Raw genomic sequence first — 14,055 nt, 5'->3', positions numbered from 1 at the left:
GCCGTGGTCGCACCGGAGCGGCGCACCCGCGCCGACCTCATCGCCGCTGCCGCGATCGCGGTCGTCGTGGTGCTCGCCGCCGGTGTGATCTGGCTGCGCAGCGACGCCAGGGGCACCACCTCGGTCACCGCGGAAACCCCTGCCACACCGGCAGATACGGCGCTCTCGATCCCGGAGAGCGTCACCGAGATCTGGCGTGCCGACAGCGCGTCGACCGGCCGTCCGGTCATCGCGGGCGGCGCCGTGGTGACCGCAGAGGGCGGTGCGGTCATCGGTCGCGACCGCGACACCGGCGCGCAGCTGTGGAGCTACACCAGGGACCTGCCGCTGTGCGGGGTGATCGGGGCGTGGAACTCCGTCGTCTCGGTGTACCGCGACGGCCGCGGCTGCGGATCCGTCACCGAGCTGGCAGGCGCGAACGGCGCCCGGGTCGCCCAACGCACCAGCGATGCCGACGACGCCGTGGTCCTGTCCGAGGACGGCACCTATGTGACCTCGCGCGGGATGCACCGGATGGAGCTGTGGCGTTCCGACCTGGTGCGCACCCTGGAATTCGGCCGTGTCGACGCTCCGGTCAACCCGAACACCCAGCCGCGGTCGGGCTGCGAGCTGCTCTCGTCGGCCTCGAGCAGCACCCGGCTCGCGGTACTCGAGCGCTGCCCGGACGAGCCGGCCGACCGGCTCAGCATCTTGAACCCCGCCCCCAAGGACAACACCGAACCGGACGAGTACGGCTCGAGCGTGCTCGCCGATCTCGACCCCGGCGTCACCGGCGCGAGGGTCCTCGCCGTCGCGGGCGACCGCACCGCCGTCTACCTGCCCGCCGGACCCTCGACGGGGGCAAGGGTCGGCGTCTTCGACGGCGCGGGCACGCCCGTTGCCATGCATCCGGTGCCCGCCGACGTCTCCCCCGATTCCAAGGTGGTCAAGGTCGGTTCGGTGTACTCGTGGTGGACGGGTTCACGGGTGATCGCCCTTGGCGCAACCGATTTCACGCCCCGATGGACCATCGAGGGTGCCATCGGACCCGGCGCGCTGATGGCGGGCCAGATCCTGGTCCCCGTCGACGGCGCCATCGCCGTGCACGACCTGTCGACCGGAGCCGAGGTGCGCCGGATCGCGGTTGACCGCGCGGGCGAGCAGGCGCCGGTGACCAGCGCGGTCGTCGGCACGGTGCTGCTCGAGCAGCGCGGAGACGAGCTCGTCGCCCTGCGCTGACGGCCCCGCGCCGACCATTCAGGCCGTGGGGCTGAACGTCACCAGGTCCGCGCCGGTGTCCCAGTGCGCCACCAGCTGCTCGGCCAGCTCACGGTAGGCGAGCGCACCCTTGTTGCGCCTGCCCGCGAGCACCGTTGCGCCCGAGGCCGTGGCTTCCGCGAACCGCACCGTGCGCGGGATCGGCGGCGCCAGCACGGGCATCTCATAGCGATCGGCCACGTCGGAGATCACGTCGCGGCTGTGCGTGGTGCGGGCGTCGTAGAGCGTCGGCAGCGCGCCGAGCAGGCGCAGGTCGGGGTTGGTGATCTGCTGCACCTCGCCGACGGTCCGCAGCAGCTGTCCGACACCGCGGTGCGCCAGCGTCTCGCACTGCAGCGGCACCAGGACCGAATCGGCCGCGGTCAGCCCGTTGAGCGTCAGGACGCCCAGCGACGGCGGGCAGTCGATCAGCACGATGTCGTAGTCGTTGTCCAGCGTCGCCAGCGCGCGCTTGAGCGCGAACTCTCGCCCCGGCCGCATCAGCAGCATCGCCTCCGCGCCCGCCAGGTCGATGGTCGCGGGCACCAGCGAGATGCCCTCCTCGGTGTCGAGGATCACCTCGCGCAACGCCGCCTCGCCGGTGAGCACCTCGTGCACCGACGATTCGACCCGATCCGGGTTGTGGCCCAACGAGAACGTCAGGCAGCCCTGCGGGTCGAGGTCCACCACCAGCACCTTGCGCCCGATAGCCGCGAGTGCGGCCCCGAGCGAGGCAACCGTCGTGGTCTTGGCGACCCCACCCTTTTGATTCGCCACAGCGAGCACAGTTGTCACGGGGGTGATCTTTGCGCAATTCGCCGGATGTGGCGAGCGGTCGGGCCCAGATCACCCTGGCATCATTGCGCCATGAGCACCGCACGCCCCCGCATCGCCCTGGTCAGACACGGCGCGACGGAGTGGGCACTGAACGGCAGGCACACCGGCAGCACCGACATCCCGCTCACCGCGGAGGGTGAGGAGCAGGCGCGAGAGGCCGGGCACCGGATCGCCCGGCTCGGGCTGCGGGACCCGCTGGTCCTGACCAGTCCGCGCAGCCGGGCCACCAGGACCGCCGAGCTCGCCGGGCTCGCGACCGCGACCGCGTGGGACGCGCTGGCGGAGTGGGACTACGGCCGGTACGAGGGCCTGACCACTCCCGAGATCCGCGAGAGCGTGCCCGGCTGGACCGTGTGGTCGCACCCGTGCCCCGGCGGGGAGAGCGCCGAGTCGGTGGCGGCGCGCGCCGACATGGTCCTGTCGACGGCGTTGTCTCAGCTCGACGAACGTGATGTGATCCTCGTCGGCCACGCGCACTTCTCCCGCGCTCTGCTGGCCCGGTGGGCCGAGCTCCCGGTCTCCGAGGGCAGGCGGTTCGCGATGGACCCGGCGGCGATCTCCGTGCTCGGCTTCGATCGCGGTGTCCAGCAGATCAATTCACACAACGTCACCTGGTGACCCGATTCGAGAGCGAGCAATCATGATCCGGCGGGCCACCCCCGACGACGCCACGGCCATCACCGGCCTGATCTACGACCTGGCCGAGTACGAGAAGGCCAGGCACGAGTGCACCGTGACGGTCGAGCAGATCACCGCCGCACTGTTCGGCGAGAACCCGGCGGCCTTCTGCCACGTGGCCGAGGAGGCCGGGACCGTCATCGGAATGGCGCTGTGGTTCCGCAATTTCTCCACCTGGGACGGCGTCCACGGGATCTATCTGGAGGATCTGTTCGTCCTGCCCGAGCGGCGCGGCGCCGGCCACGGCAAGGCCCTGCTTGCCGCACTGGCCAAGGAGTGTGCCGACAACGACTACAGCAGGCTCAGCTGGTCGGTGCTGAACTGGAACGCCCCGTCGATCGCGTTCTACGAGTCGCTCGACGCGACCGCCCAGGACGAGTGGGCCACCTACCGCCTGTCCGGCGACGCCCTCAGCAGCCTCGCCAAGCAGGCGTAGCGGCTAGGAAACCTCGTCGCCGTATTCGTCGGCCATCCACCGCGACGAGGGACTGCTGAAGAGCAACACCAGCGCGGCGACGACGACCACCGCGAGCAACACCCCGTACGCCGGCTGGTGCGAGTCGGTCAGCAGCGACCAGGACACCGGGAGCAGCAGCAGCTGGGCCACGACGGCGATCGTGCGCCCCCATCGCCTGCCGGTGATCAGCGCGATGCCCGCGGCCAGGACCGCGCCACCGAGGATCGCGAACCACGCCGCGGTGCCGTATCCGCTGGTCGCGGTCTGATCGTGACCGAGGAGGCCGCGGATCAGCAGCACGATCGCGATGCCGACCGCGACGGTGCCCTGGAGGGTCACCAGCATTCCGGCCCAACGGACCGTGGCGGGCGGGCTGGGGCGTGTGGGCTGTTCTGACACCGCGCCAGCCTATAGAACGCGTGGCTCCCCGCTAGGGTGGTGTCCTGTGCGCGCGCTGCTGATCGTCAACCCGAATGCCACCTCGACGACCCCAGCGGCGCGTGATCTGCTCGCGCACGCGGTTTCGAGCCGGGTCCAGGTGCGGGTCGCGCACACCACCCACCGCGGTCACGCGGGCGAGCTCGCCCGGCGCGCTGCCATCGAGGGCATCGGTCTGATCGTCGTGCACGGCGGCGACGGCACCGTGAACGAGGTCATCAACGGGTTGCTCGGCGCGCCCCGGCCGGATTCGATGAGCGAGGTCGCGATCGGGCCGATCCCGCTCATCGCGGTGGTCCCCGGCGGGTCGGCCAACGTGTTCGCCCGCTCGCTCGGCATCAGCGCGGATCCCGTCGCCGCGACCAATCAGCTCATCGAGCTGCTCGCGCTGCGCCAGCACAGGCGGATCGGGCTGGCCCATTGCGACAACCGGTGGTTCACCTTCAACGCAGGCATGGGCCTCGACGCGCAGGTGTGCGAGGCGATCGACGCGAGCCGCGGCAACGGCCACCCGGCGACGCCGTCGCGTTACGTCCGGACCGCCATCCGCGCCTTCTTCCGCAACCGGGGCACCGAACCGACCCTGACCGTCCAGGTGCCCGGCCACGACCCCGTCGAGGGCGTGCACTACGCATTCGTGTCGAACTCCAGCCCGTGGACCTACCTGAACGACCGTCCCGTCCAGATCAATCCGGAGACCACGTTCAGCACCGGCCTCGGCGTCTTCGCGATGCGGACGATGAGCGTCCCCAAGACCCTGAAGTTGGTCCGGCAGCTTCTCACGCCCGGCGCACAACCGAAGGCGCGCAACCTTTTTCGGGTAGACGACGTGCCGCGGATCCTGATCCGGTCGAGTACGCCGATCGCCCTGCAGATGGACGGCGACTACATCGGCATGCGCACCGAGGTCGAGTTCGTCTCGGTGCCCGACGCCATCTCCGTTGTGGCGCCGAGCGGCGTCTGACGCGTCGCCCCGCTGTCGCCGTCCTGCGCGATCGCCCCGAACATGAGAAAATGCCAAGAAATCTTACGGGACTAGTGCATTCTCGCCGCAACCGGGGTAGAAAGTAGCCCAGACCACATAGGGCAACCTAACAGAGTGAGTTACCCCACGAAGCGGTCTGAATCCATTGACATCCCGCTAGTTCGTGAAAGCATTCACAAGCAACAGCGCGGAAACATTTCCCACAATGCGCATGAACTCAGCGATACGAAACGGTGCAGAACGCACCCGGTTAAGGAGCAGAAGGATGGACTGGCGCCACAACGCAATTTGTCGGGATGAAGACCCGGAATTGTTCTTTCCCGTGGGCAACAGCGGTCCGGCCATCGCCCAGATCGCTGACGCCAAGCTGGTGTGCAACCGCTGCCCCGTCACCGCCGACTGCCTGTCCTGGGCACTCGAGTCCGGCCAGGATGCAGGCGTCTGGGGCGGCATGAGCGAGGACGAGCGCCGCGCACTCAAGCGTCGCAACGCGCGCACCCGCGCCCGCACCACGGTCTAGTCACACAGCACCGTACGAACGGGCCCGGCACCATGATGGTGCCGGGCCTCAGTCGTTTCCAGGGGTCGATCCGCGACTACACGCGGTTCGCGCGCCGCCCGAGCGGCACCCGCAGCGCGGCGTCCGTTCCGCCGCCCTCGGCGGGATGCAGGCCGAGCGAACCACCCAACTCGGCAGAGACCAGGGTCCGGACGATCTGCAGGCCGAGGCGGTCGGACCGCTCCAGGCTGAAGCCGGGCGGCAGGCCGTTGCCGTCATCGTGGATCACCACGTCCAGCCAGCGCGCCGACCGCTCGGCCCGAAGCGTCACGGTGCCGGGCTCCCCCGGCTCGAAGGCGTGCTCGATCGCGTTCTGCACCAGCTCGGTCAGCACCATGACCAGGGGGGTCGCCCGTTCGGCCGGGAACACCCCCAGGCTGCCCTCACGACGGATGTGGACCGCGCTGCCCACCATCGCGACGTCGGCCATGATCGGCACCAGCCGGTCGACCACCTCGTCGAGGTTGACCTCCTCGTCCACCGACATGGACAGGGTGTCGTGGACCAGCGCGATCGAGGTCACCCGGCGCACCGACTCGCTCAGCGCCTGGCGCGCCTCGTCGTTGTTGGTCCGCCTGGCCTGCAACCTCAGCAGCGCGGCGACGGTCTGCAGGTTGTTCTTCACCCGGTGATGGATCTCCCGGATGGTCGCGTCCTTGCTCAGCAGCGCACGGTCGCGACGCTTGACCTCCGTGACGTCACGGATCAGCACCGCCGCGCCTGCAGGCAGTCCGCCCGGCCGCAGCACCAGGGTGCGCAGCAGCACGGTGGCCCCGCGGGCCTCCACCTCCATCCGCTTGCCCGCCTTGCCCGCGAGCGCGGCCCTGATGTCGTTGGCCACGTCCTGGGAGTCGAACGGGTCGGTGACCAGCGTCCTGGTCACCGAGGCCAGGTCGCTGCCCGTCAGTGTCGTCGTCGTCAGGCCCATCCGGTGGTAGGCCGAGAGCGCGTTCGGGCTGGCGTAGACCACCGTCCCGTCGGAGTCGAGCCGGATGAAGCCGTCGCCCGCGCGCGGGCTGGAGAGGATCTCGCTGTGTTCCTCCGGCGTCGGGAACGTCCCCTCGCTGATCATCTGGCACAGGTCCGCAGCGCAGTCGAGGTACGCGACCTCGAGCGGGCTGGACTGCCGATGCTGGGTGGGGTTGGTATCGCGGCTGAGGACGGCGATCACGTCCCCCGCACACCGCACGGGGATGGCCTCGCGGCGTACCGGCGTCCCCTCGCCGGGCGGTCCGTCCTCGACGCGCACGATCCGCCACTCCGTCAGCGCCTGCCGCACGTGCGGGTGCTCGGCGTCCGAGACCACCGTGCCGACGGCGTCCTCGGCGAACGCGGTGGGGGCGGTTGTCGGCCGGCACTGCGCGACGCAGACCACTTCACCGTGGCCGGAGACCTCCGGGTTGCCGCTGTCCGCGCCCACCCACAGCAGCACGTCGGCGAACGACAGGTCGGCGAGCAGCTGCCACTCCCCGACCACCCGCTGCAGGTGGTCGACGGCGCTGCCCGGCAGGTCGGTGTGTTCGGCGAGCAGATCGCTGAGGGTGGACATCGATCAGGGCGTGACGGTCAGGAGATGACGGCGATCAGGTCGCCCTGCTGGATGACGTCGCCGACCGTGACATCCACCGAGGTCACGCGGCCGTTCACCTCCGCGATCACCGGGATCTCCATCTTCATCGACTCCAAGATCACGAGGGTGTCCCCCTCCTTCACCTCGTCGCCTTCGGTGACAACCACCTGGAAGACGGTGGAAACCATCTCGGCACGCACGTCTTCTGCCATCGAGCACCTCGCTTGTTCTAGACCTGCCAATGGAAGTACAGCCAACCACACATGGAAGAATGTCCCGGAGCGAGATCAGAGGGAAGGAGACAACCATGGGTAAGCGTGGTCGCAAGAAGCGCAGCCGCAAGGGCAACAAGGCCAACCACGGCAAGCGTCCAAACAGCTGACGCGCCGTAGGCGAAGCCTCACGAGGGCCGGGACACACTGTGTCCCGGCCCTCGTTGCGTCTCACGGACCCAGGGATCGGACGCTCCGAAATACCGTTATGCACAACAGTATTCGCATTATCCGACGGAACCGGCCGGCCGTCCATACGATGACCGCACACGCGGTTGGGGGGCGCGCACAGTTCGACTCCCCCGACACGCGCGCCCAGTCGCCCTCCCCGAACGGAGTCCCGTGTCCCGCTCGTCAACACCCGCCCGCCGTCTCGCCGCGGTCGCCACCACCGCCGCCCTACTCGCCGCAGGCCTGCTGACCGGCACCGCAACCGCAGGCGCGACCGGCAGCAGCGGTGGCAGCGTCGACTTCCCCCGGTTCGACCCCGACTTGCAGCGTTTGGACACCGCCACCGTCGACAACGTGACAGTCACCCGTGAGGTGGTCGGCCCAAACGTGGGCACGGAGGGCGAGCAGGTGACCTTCCGCACCACCTTCGCCGCGACCGGGGCGCCAGATCGCCTGATCACCCGGATCGACGACCAAGATCCCTTCCCCGCCGCGAGCCCCTCCGCCGAGATCACCTACACCAAGGCGAACGGCGACAGGGCCACCGAGACGGTCACGTCCACCCCGAATGGGGCAGGCATCTACGTGGCGGCCGGCGCAGGGTGGCCGATCACCGGAGCCGGTGCCACCGTCGTCCTCGAGGTCACCTACACCTGGTACAGAACCGAGAAGCAGGCGGTAACCGGCGATGTTCAGGGCACAGGTGTCATAGCGGATATCTCGGGGCTCGGCACCCAGGACTTCCGTTCGATGAAAGCCCAGACGCGCTGCGTAGGGTGTGATTGGGGCTTCATCACCGGCGGCTGACCCAACACTTCGCAATGAGGGCAGCCCGAGAACCCCCGGGTTGTCCTCGTTGGCCGGGCTCCGAACGAAAGCGAGCCGCCCCGAAATTCGCTGGGGCGGCTCTCTTTTCGTATGCGCTCCGACTACTCGGGATCGATCCTGGTGATGAACGTGGTCTGGTGCAGCTGGATCGTCAGCCGCTCCCGCAAGCCCTCAGGCGCGTGCTCGCCGCCACACTTGCGGGCGAGCAGCGACTTGACCTTCTCCTCGATGCCGTAGGCCTCGAAGCAGGATCCGCAGTCCTCCATGTGCCGCTTCAGCCGGGCGCGCGTCGTCTCGTCGCACTCGTTGTCGAGCATCAGCCACACGTCCGCGATCACCGCGGAGCAGTCCAACCGCTCGAACTCGTCCTGCTCGCTCACCGGGTCGCCTCCTGCTCCTGGGCCGCGGTCGCCGCCGCTGCGCCGCTCCGGTTGAATCCACGCTCTCGTGCCACGTCGGCCAGCAGCCCGCGCAGCTGCTTGCGCCCGCGATGCAGGCGGGACATCACGGTGCCGATGGGCGTGCCCATGATCTCCGCGATCTCCTTGTAGGGGAAGCCCTCGACGTCGGCGTAGTACACCGCCATCCGGAACTCCTCCGGCAGCTCCTGCAGAGCCGCCTTGATGTCGTCGTCGGGCAGCGTGTCGAGCGCCTCCACCTCGGCGGACCGCAGGCCCTGCGAGGTGTGCTCGGCGGTGGCCGCGAGCTGCCAGTCGGTGATCTCGTCCGTCGGGTACTGCGCCGGCTGACGCTGCTTCTTGCGGTACGAGTTGATGTAGGTGTTGGTCAGGATCCGGTACATCCAGGCCTTGAGGTTGGTGCCCTCCTTGAAGGAGCGGAACGCCGAGTAGGCCTTGATGTAGGTCTCCTGGACCAGGTCCTCCGCATCGGCCGGGTTGCGGGTCATCCGCAGCGCCGCACCGTAGAGCTGGTCCAGCAGCGGAAGCGCATCGCGCTCGAACCGCGCGGTCAGATCGCCGCCGGACTCGTCCTGGGGTGGCTGATCGTTCTCGGGCCGGTCGTCAGGCACGCTGATCCCTTCGCTCGCCATAGGGATCAAGGCTACCGCTACCCGGTCGAGGGGACTGCGGTCAGCGGGGCGCTCGAGGCACTGCACCGACACCTACGACTCCTTTCGAGATGGACCAACGTGCTGGGTGCAACGCCGGCCCATCGCGAAGTGTTCCCACGGTCTCGTCACAGCGTGTTCCCGGAGAACTAGAGTCGGCGCCATGGCCGGCACCTCCACCCCCGCGACCCAGGCGCTCACCAAGGGCAAGATCTCGCACCGCGTGCACAGCTACGAGCACGACTCCGCCAGCGCCTCCTACGGCGCCGAGGCGGTGGACGCGCTGGCCGGTCAGCTGGGCCTCGAGCCGGCACAGATCCTCAAGACGCTGGTGATCAAGACCTCCGACGGCAAGCTGGCGGTCGCCGTGCTCCCGGTCCCCGCGAAGCTCTCCCTCAAGGCCGCGGCGGCCGCGCTCGGGTCGAGCAAGGCGGTCATGGCCGAGCAGGCGGAGGCACAGCGGTCCACCGGATACGTGCTCGGCGGCATCTCCCCGCTCGGTCAGCGCAAGCGGCTGCCGACCGTGATCGATGCCTCCGCCGCGAACTGGGACCGGGTGCTGTGCAGCGCGGGCAGGCGCGGTCTGGAGATCGACCTGGACCCGGCCGACCTGGTCCGGCTGACCGGCGCGGTGCTCGCCCCGATCACCGCGGGCTGAGCCCGAATATCTGTGCACGGGGAATTACTTTTCGGCCACGGACTGTTGCACAACACAACGACTTGTCTCCACGAACGACTGTTGTCATCGAAAGAAGGCGGTACCACCGTGACGGTTCCACTCTCCATCCTCGATCTCGCCCACATCGGGGACGGGGAAACGGCCGCCGACAGCTTCCGGTCCAGCGTGCACATGGCGCAATCCGCCGAGCGGTGGGGCTACCGGCGCATCTGGTACGCCGAGCACCACAACATGCCCTCCATCGCCTCCTCCGCCACCAGCGTGCTGATCGCGCACGTCGCGGCGCACACGCAGCGGATCCGTCTCGGCGCAGGCGGCATCATGCTGCCCAACCACGCGCCGCTGACGATCGCCGAACAGTTCGGCACCCTCGCCGAGTTGCACCCCGGCCGGATCGACCTCGGGCTCGGCCGCGCACCGGGCAGCGACCAGAAGACGATGCGGGCGCTACGACGCGACCCCGCGTCCGCGGAATCGTTCCCGCAGGACGTGCTGGAGCTGCAGGGCTACCTGACCGGCCCGTCGCGCGTCCCGGGGATCGAGGCGACGCCCGGCAAGGGCACGAATGTGCCGCTGTACGTCCTCGGATCGTCCCTGTTCGGAGCCAAACTGGCTGCCGCGCTGGGACTTCCGTATGCCTTCGCATCGCACTTCGCACCGAACGCCCTGCTCGACGCCCTCGCGATCTACCGCCGCGAGTTCCGGCCCTCCGCCCAGCTCGCGCAGCCGTACGTGATCGCCGCCGTCAACGTCATCGCGGCGGACACCCAGGACGAGGCGGACCGGCTGTTCCTCGAGACCAAGCGCAAACGGGTCGGGCTGTTCGTCGGCCGCGGCCGGACCTTCACCGCCGACGAGGCCGACATGATCCTCGAGTCCCCCGCTGGCCAGCAGGTGCTGCAGATGGTCCGGTACTCGGCCGTCGGCACACCGACCGTGGTGCGCGAGTACCTGGACCGATTCGGTGAGGAGACCGCCGCCGACGAGCTGATGGTCGTCTCCTCGGCGACCGATCGCACGGCCTGGCTGCGCTCGCTCGAGCTGGTGGCCGAGCTCAGCGACCTGCCCTCACAGCAGGGTGATCTGCTCGCCGACCGCTGACCCGGGCGCCGCGACCGGCGCGATCAGCTCCGGGCCGTCGTTGCGGACGCTGTTCACCCGGTCCGACACCCGGCGGATCTCGATGCCGGCCGCGACCGCCGCGTCGATCGGATCGAGCAGGTCGCCTGGCGCGTCCGCGTCGGGATCGAGCCAGCGGTCCCACCGGTCGGGCGTGAGGATCAGCGGCATCCGGTCGTGGATCGACTGCAGCTCGCCGACCGAGTCGGTGGTGAGGATCGTGACGCTGAGCAGCGGCGCGGTGTCGGCTTCGCGGTCCCGCCACACCGACCACAGGCCTGCCGCGTAGAGCCGTGAGCCGTCCGCGGGGGTCATGAAGTACGGCACCTTCGCCGCCTTGCCCGTCGTGGCAGGCTCCGTCAGCCACTCGTACCAGCCGTCCATCGGCACCAGGGCGCGCTTGGTCTTGAGCGCGCTGCGGAAGGCAGGCTTGGTGGCGGCGGTGTCCGCACGCGCATTGAACAGCGGCGCCCCTCTGGCGGGCACGCCCGGTTCGGACGCCTTGGTCCACGACGGCAGGAGGCCCCACCGCATCCGCCGGATCCGGCGGGCAGGAATGTCGTCGGGGTGCTCGTGCGAGTGCCTGCTCACCACGGCGAGCACCGGGTCGGTCGGCGCCACGTTGTAGTTCTCGGCCGGCTCCCTGGAGCCCCCGGGGCCGGATGTCTCGTCGAGCGCGTCCAACTCGACCGCCAGCAGCGCCGGGTCGACCGTCGTCGCGTATCTGCCGCACATACGACCATTGTGTCTCCCACCACCGACACTCTGGGAAGATGGTGCACGTGAGTCTGTGGAAGGCGCCCGTCGCCGCATCGCCCGTGCACGCGTCCGTGACCCTGCCCGGGTCCAAGTCGATCACCAACCGGGCGCTGATCCTGGCCGCGCTCGCCTCGGGCCCGTCAACGATCACCGGCGCGCTCCGCAGTCGCGACACCGACCTGATGATCGACGCGCTGCGCGCCCTCGGCGTGCGGATCGACGGCGACGCCACCACCCTGCGCGTGACCCCAGGCACCCTCGGATCGGCCGCGGTCGACTGCGGCCTGGCCGGCACCGTCATGCGGTTCCTGCCGCCGCTCGCGGCACTCTCCGACGGAACGGTCGAGTTCGACGGCGACGAGCAGGCCCGCACCCGGCCCCTGAACACGATTCTCGACGCGCTCCGCGGACTCGGCGTCGACATCGACGGCGACGGCCTGCCGTTCACCGTGAACGGGCACGGCAAGGTCTCGGGCGGCGTCGTCACCATCGACGCGTCGGGCTCGTCCCAGTTCGTCTCCGGACTCCTACTCTCCGCCGCGCGTTTCGACGACGGCATCACCGTGCGACACGAGGGGCGCTCGGTGCCCTCGATGCCGCACATCGACATGACGGTGGAGATGCTGCGGGAGGCGGGCGTTCGGGTCCAGACCCCCGGCGACGGTGGCGATCCCGACACCTGGCGGGTGTCCCCCGGGGCCGTGGACGCGGTCGACTGGGTGATCGAACCCGACCTGTCGAATGCCACCTCGTTCCTCGCGGCGGCCGCGGTGACCGGCGGCTCGGTCAGCGTGCCGCTGTGGCCCGCCCGCACCACGCAGCCGGGCGACGCCATCCGCGGCATCCTCACCAAGATGGGTGCCGAAGTGTCGCTGGCGAATTCGACGCTGACGGTGCGCGGGCCGCGTAGCCTTCGTGGCATCGACGTGGACCTGCACGACATCGGCGAGCTGACCCCCACCGTCGCGGCCCTCGCGGCGCTGGCGGATGGGCCGTCCACGCTGCGCGGGATCGCCCACCTGCGCGGCCACGAAACCGACCGCCTCGCCGCCCTGCGCACCGAGATCAACAACCTCGGCGGCGCCGTCACCGAGACCGACGACGGCCTGCACATCGAGCCGCGAGCGCTGCACGGTGGCGCCTGGCACTCCTACGCCGACCACCGGATGGCGACCGCAGGAGCGATCCTCGGCCTGGTGGTGCCGGGCGTGGAGATCGAGGACATCGGCACAACGGCCAAGACCCTGCCCGGGTTCGAGTCGCTCTGGGAGACGATGCTGAAGCCGAACGGCGCCGACCAGACCGGAGCGCCCTCCTGAGTGCGCGCCGGTACGACGAGTCCGATGTCCGGGTCCGCCCGGGCAAGGGTTCGCGACCGCGCACCAAGACCAGGCCGGAACACAAGAGCGCCGAGACCGCGATGGTCGTCTCGGTCGATCGCGGCCGATGGGGCTGCGTGCTCGGCGACGACCCGGACCGCCTTGTGGTCGCCATGCGCGCCCGCGAGCTCGGCCGCACGCCCATCGTCGTCGGCGATCAGGTCGGCGTGGTCGGCGACGTCTCCGGCCGCACCGACACGCTGGCCCGCATCGTGCGCGTCGAGGACCGCTCGACGGTGTTGCGGCGAACGGCCGACGACACCGACCCGTTCGAGCGGATCGTGGTGGCCAACGCCTCCCAGCTGCTGATCGTGGTCGCCCTCGCGGATCCGCCGCCCCGCACCGGATTCGTCGAGCGGGCGCTGGTCGCCGCCTACGTCGGCGGGCTGGCGCCGATCCTCTGCCTGACCAAGGGCGATCTGGCCGATCACGCGGAATTCGCCGCCGCCTTCGCCGATCTGGACGTGCCGGTGATCCTTGCGGGTCAGGACGATCCACTCGATCCGGTCCAGGAGGCGCTTGCCGGGAAGGTCACCGCGCTGATCGGCCACTCCGGTGTCGGGAAGTCGACGCTCGTCAATCGCCTTGTGCCCGATGCCGATCGGGCCACCGGCGTGGTCTCGGGCGTGGGCAAGGGGCGGCACACCTCGACCCAGTCGGTTGCCCTGCCGCTACCCGACCTGACGGACAGTGGTCGTTCCGGTGGCTGGGTGATCGACACGCCCGGCATCCGGTCGTTCGGCCTTGCCCACATCTCGCCCGACGACGTCCTCGGGGCGTTCACCGATCTGGCCGCGGCCATCGAGGACTGCCCGCGCGGATGCAGCCACCTCGGCCCGCCTGCTGACCCCGAGTGCGCGCTCGACCGCCTCGAGGGCGAGGCCGCGAGGCGGGTCGCCGCCGTGCGATTGCTGCTGGTGGCCCTCAACTCCAACGAGGCCTGGTAACGGTTTCGTCACCGAACAAGGTCACGGTCGGGTCAACTAGCCGGCGAAATCCCAAGTTTGTAGTAATCGGGT

Annotated in this window: 18 protein-coding genes; 11 read left to right on the top strand and 7 right to left on the bottom strand. The window is 69.7% G+C overall.

What is annotated here, in order from left to right; translation table 11 throughout:
* Positions 1-3: 3 nt before the first annotated feature.
* Positions 4-1,218, top strand: coding sequence for an Rv3212 family protein (locus RM1_RS15025; protein ID WP_072752379.1), 1,215 nt, complete (start codon positions 4-6; stop codon positions 1,216-1,218).
* A gap of 18 nt (positions 1,219-1,236) precedes the next feature.
* Here RM1_RS15025 and RM1_RS15020 read toward each other — a convergent pair whose 3' ends face one another.
* A complete protein-coding gene (locus tag RM1_RS15020; RefSeq protein ID WP_072752377.1) occupies positions 1,237-2,031 on the bottom strand; it encodes a ParA family protein in 795 nt (264 codons plus the stop codon).
* A gap of 72 nt (positions 2,032-2,103) precedes the next feature.
* On the opposite strand from RM1_RS15020, the gene RM1_RS15015 reads away from it, so the two are divergent.
* Both RM1_RS15015 and RM1_RS15010 read left to right on the top strand, forming a co-directional pair.
* Entirely contained in the window at positions 2,104-2,691 is a 588-nt protein-coding gene (locus RM1_RS15015) for an acid phosphatase (RefSeq protein ID WP_072752375.1), read from the top strand.
* A gap of 22 nt (positions 2,692-2,713) precedes the next feature.
* A complete protein-coding gene (locus RM1_RS15010) occupies positions 2,714-3,187 on the top strand; it encodes a GNAT family N-acetyltransferase (protein WP_072752374.1) in 474 nt (157 codons plus the stop codon).
* A 3-nt stretch (positions 3,188-3,190) separates the two neighbouring features.
* Here RM1_RS15010 and RM1_RS15005 read toward each other — a convergent pair whose 3' ends face one another.
* A complete protein-coding gene (locus RM1_RS15005; protein WP_072752372.1) occupies positions 3,191-3,553 on the bottom strand; it encodes a hypothetical protein in 363 nt (120 codons plus the stop codon).
* Between the two features lie 100 nt (positions 3,554-3,653).
* Between RM1_RS15005 and RM1_RS15000 the strand changes: the two genes are divergently transcribed.
* Both RM1_RS15000 and RM1_RS14995 read left to right on the top strand, forming a co-directional pair.
* Positions 3,654-4,610: a diacylglycerol/lipid kinase family protein gene (locus RM1_RS15000; RefSeq protein ID WP_072752370.1), complete on the top strand. Its 957-nt coding sequence runs from the start codon at positions 3,654-3,656 to the stop codon at positions 4,608-4,610.
* A 286-nt stretch (positions 4,611-4,896) separates the two neighbouring features.
* Positions 4,897-5,151 (top strand): WhiB family transcriptional regulator, encoded by a 255-nt coding sequence (locus tag RM1_RS14995; RefSeq protein WP_027500159.1) that lies wholly within the window; start codon positions 4,897-4,899, stop codon positions 5,149-5,151.
* Between the two features lie 76 nt (positions 5,152-5,227).
* On the opposite strand, the gene RM1_RS14990 is transcribed toward RM1_RS14995, so the two are convergent.
* Together RM1_RS14990 and RM1_RS14985 are read right to left on the bottom strand one after the other, a co-directional pair.
* A complete protein-coding gene (locus tag RM1_RS14990; protein WP_072752368.1) occupies positions 5,228-6,739 on the bottom strand; it encodes a sensor histidine kinase in 1,512 nt (503 codons plus the stop codon).
* 17 nt (positions 6,740-6,756) lie between these two features.
* Positions 6,757-6,972: a biotin/lipoyl-binding carrier protein gene (locus tag RM1_RS14985; RefSeq protein WP_072752366.1), complete on the bottom strand. Its 216-nt coding sequence runs from the start codon at positions 6,970-6,972 to the stop codon at positions 6,757-6,759.
* 95 nt (positions 6,973-7,067) lie between these two features.
* Between RM1_RS14985 and RM1_RS27245 the strand changes: the two genes are divergently transcribed.
* Together RM1_RS27245 and RM1_RS26180 are read left to right on the top strand one after the other, a co-directional pair.
* Positions 7,068-7,142 (top strand): 50S ribosomal protein bL37, encoded by a 75-nt coding sequence (locus RM1_RS27245; protein ID WP_115967926.1) that lies wholly within the window; start codon positions 7,068-7,070, stop codon positions 7,140-7,142.
* 232 nt (positions 7,143-7,374) lie between these two features.
* Complete coding sequence (locus RM1_RS26180) at positions 7,375-8,010, top strand: hypothetical protein (protein WP_072752364.1); 636 nt, start codon at positions 7,375-7,377, stop codon at positions 8,008-8,010.
* A gap of 122 nt (positions 8,011-8,132) precedes the next feature.
* On the opposite strand, the gene rsrA is transcribed toward RM1_RS26180, so the two are convergent.
* Positions 8,133-8,411, bottom strand: coding sequence for a mycothiol system anti-sigma-R factor (gene rsrA, locus RM1_RS14975; protein WP_072752362.1), 279 nt, complete (start codon positions 8,409-8,411; stop codon positions 8,133-8,135).
* Positions 8,408-9,082, bottom strand: coding sequence for a sigma-70 family RNA polymerase sigma factor (locus RM1_RS14970; protein WP_072752360.1), 675 nt, complete (start codon positions 9,080-9,082; stop codon positions 8,408-8,410). Before RM1_RS14970 ends, rsrA begins: the two co-directional genes overlap by 4 nt.
* 181 nt (positions 9,083-9,263) lie before the next feature.
* Here RM1_RS14970 and ybaK point away from each other — a divergent pair, with 181 nt between their 5' ends.
* Together ybaK and RM1_RS14960 are read left to right on the top strand one after the other, a co-directional pair.
* Entirely contained in the window at positions 9,264-9,758 is a 495-nt protein-coding gene (gene ybaK, locus RM1_RS14965) for a Cys-tRNA(Pro) deacylase (protein WP_072752358.1), read from the top strand.
* 108 nt (positions 9,759-9,866) lie between these two features.
* Positions 9,867-10,880 (top strand): LLM class flavin-dependent oxidoreductase, encoded by a 1,014-nt coding sequence (locus RM1_RS14960; RefSeq protein ID WP_072752356.1) that lies wholly within the window; start codon positions 9,867-9,869, stop codon positions 10,878-10,880.
* Here RM1_RS14960 and RM1_RS14955 read toward each other — a convergent pair.
* A complete protein-coding gene (locus tag RM1_RS14955) occupies positions 10,848-11,633 on the bottom strand; it encodes an SOS response-associated peptidase (RefSeq protein WP_072752354.1) in 786 nt (261 codons plus the stop codon). The two genes, RM1_RS14960 and RM1_RS14955, sit on opposite strands and share 33 nt — an antisense overlap.
* Before the next feature lie 38 nt (positions 11,634-11,671).
* Here RM1_RS14955 and aroA point away from each other — a divergent pair, with 38 nt between their 5' ends.
* Together aroA and rsgA are read left to right on the top strand one after the other, a co-directional pair.
* Entirely contained in the window at positions 11,672-12,976 is a 1,305-nt protein-coding gene (gene aroA, locus RM1_RS14950) for a 3-phosphoshikimate 1-carboxyvinyltransferase (RefSeq protein ID WP_072752353.1), read from the top strand.
* Between the two features lie 101 nt (positions 12,977-13,077).
* A complete protein-coding gene (gene rsgA / locus RM1_RS14945; protein WP_245816355.1) occupies positions 13,078-13,983 on the top strand; it encodes a ribosome small subunit-dependent GTPase A in 906 nt (301 codons plus the stop codon).
* Positions 13,984-14,055 lie beyond the last annotated feature (72 nt).

This window comes from Rhodococcus maanshanensis NBRC 100610 (assembly GCF_001894865.1).
GTDB classification, from domain to species: domain Bacteria; phylum Actinomycetota; class Actinomycetes; order Mycobacteriales; family Mycobacteriaceae; genus Rhodococcus_G; species Rhodococcus_G maanshanensis.
Note: the sequence above shows the minus strand (reverse complement) of the source record. Positions and strands in the feature narration are given on the sequence as shown.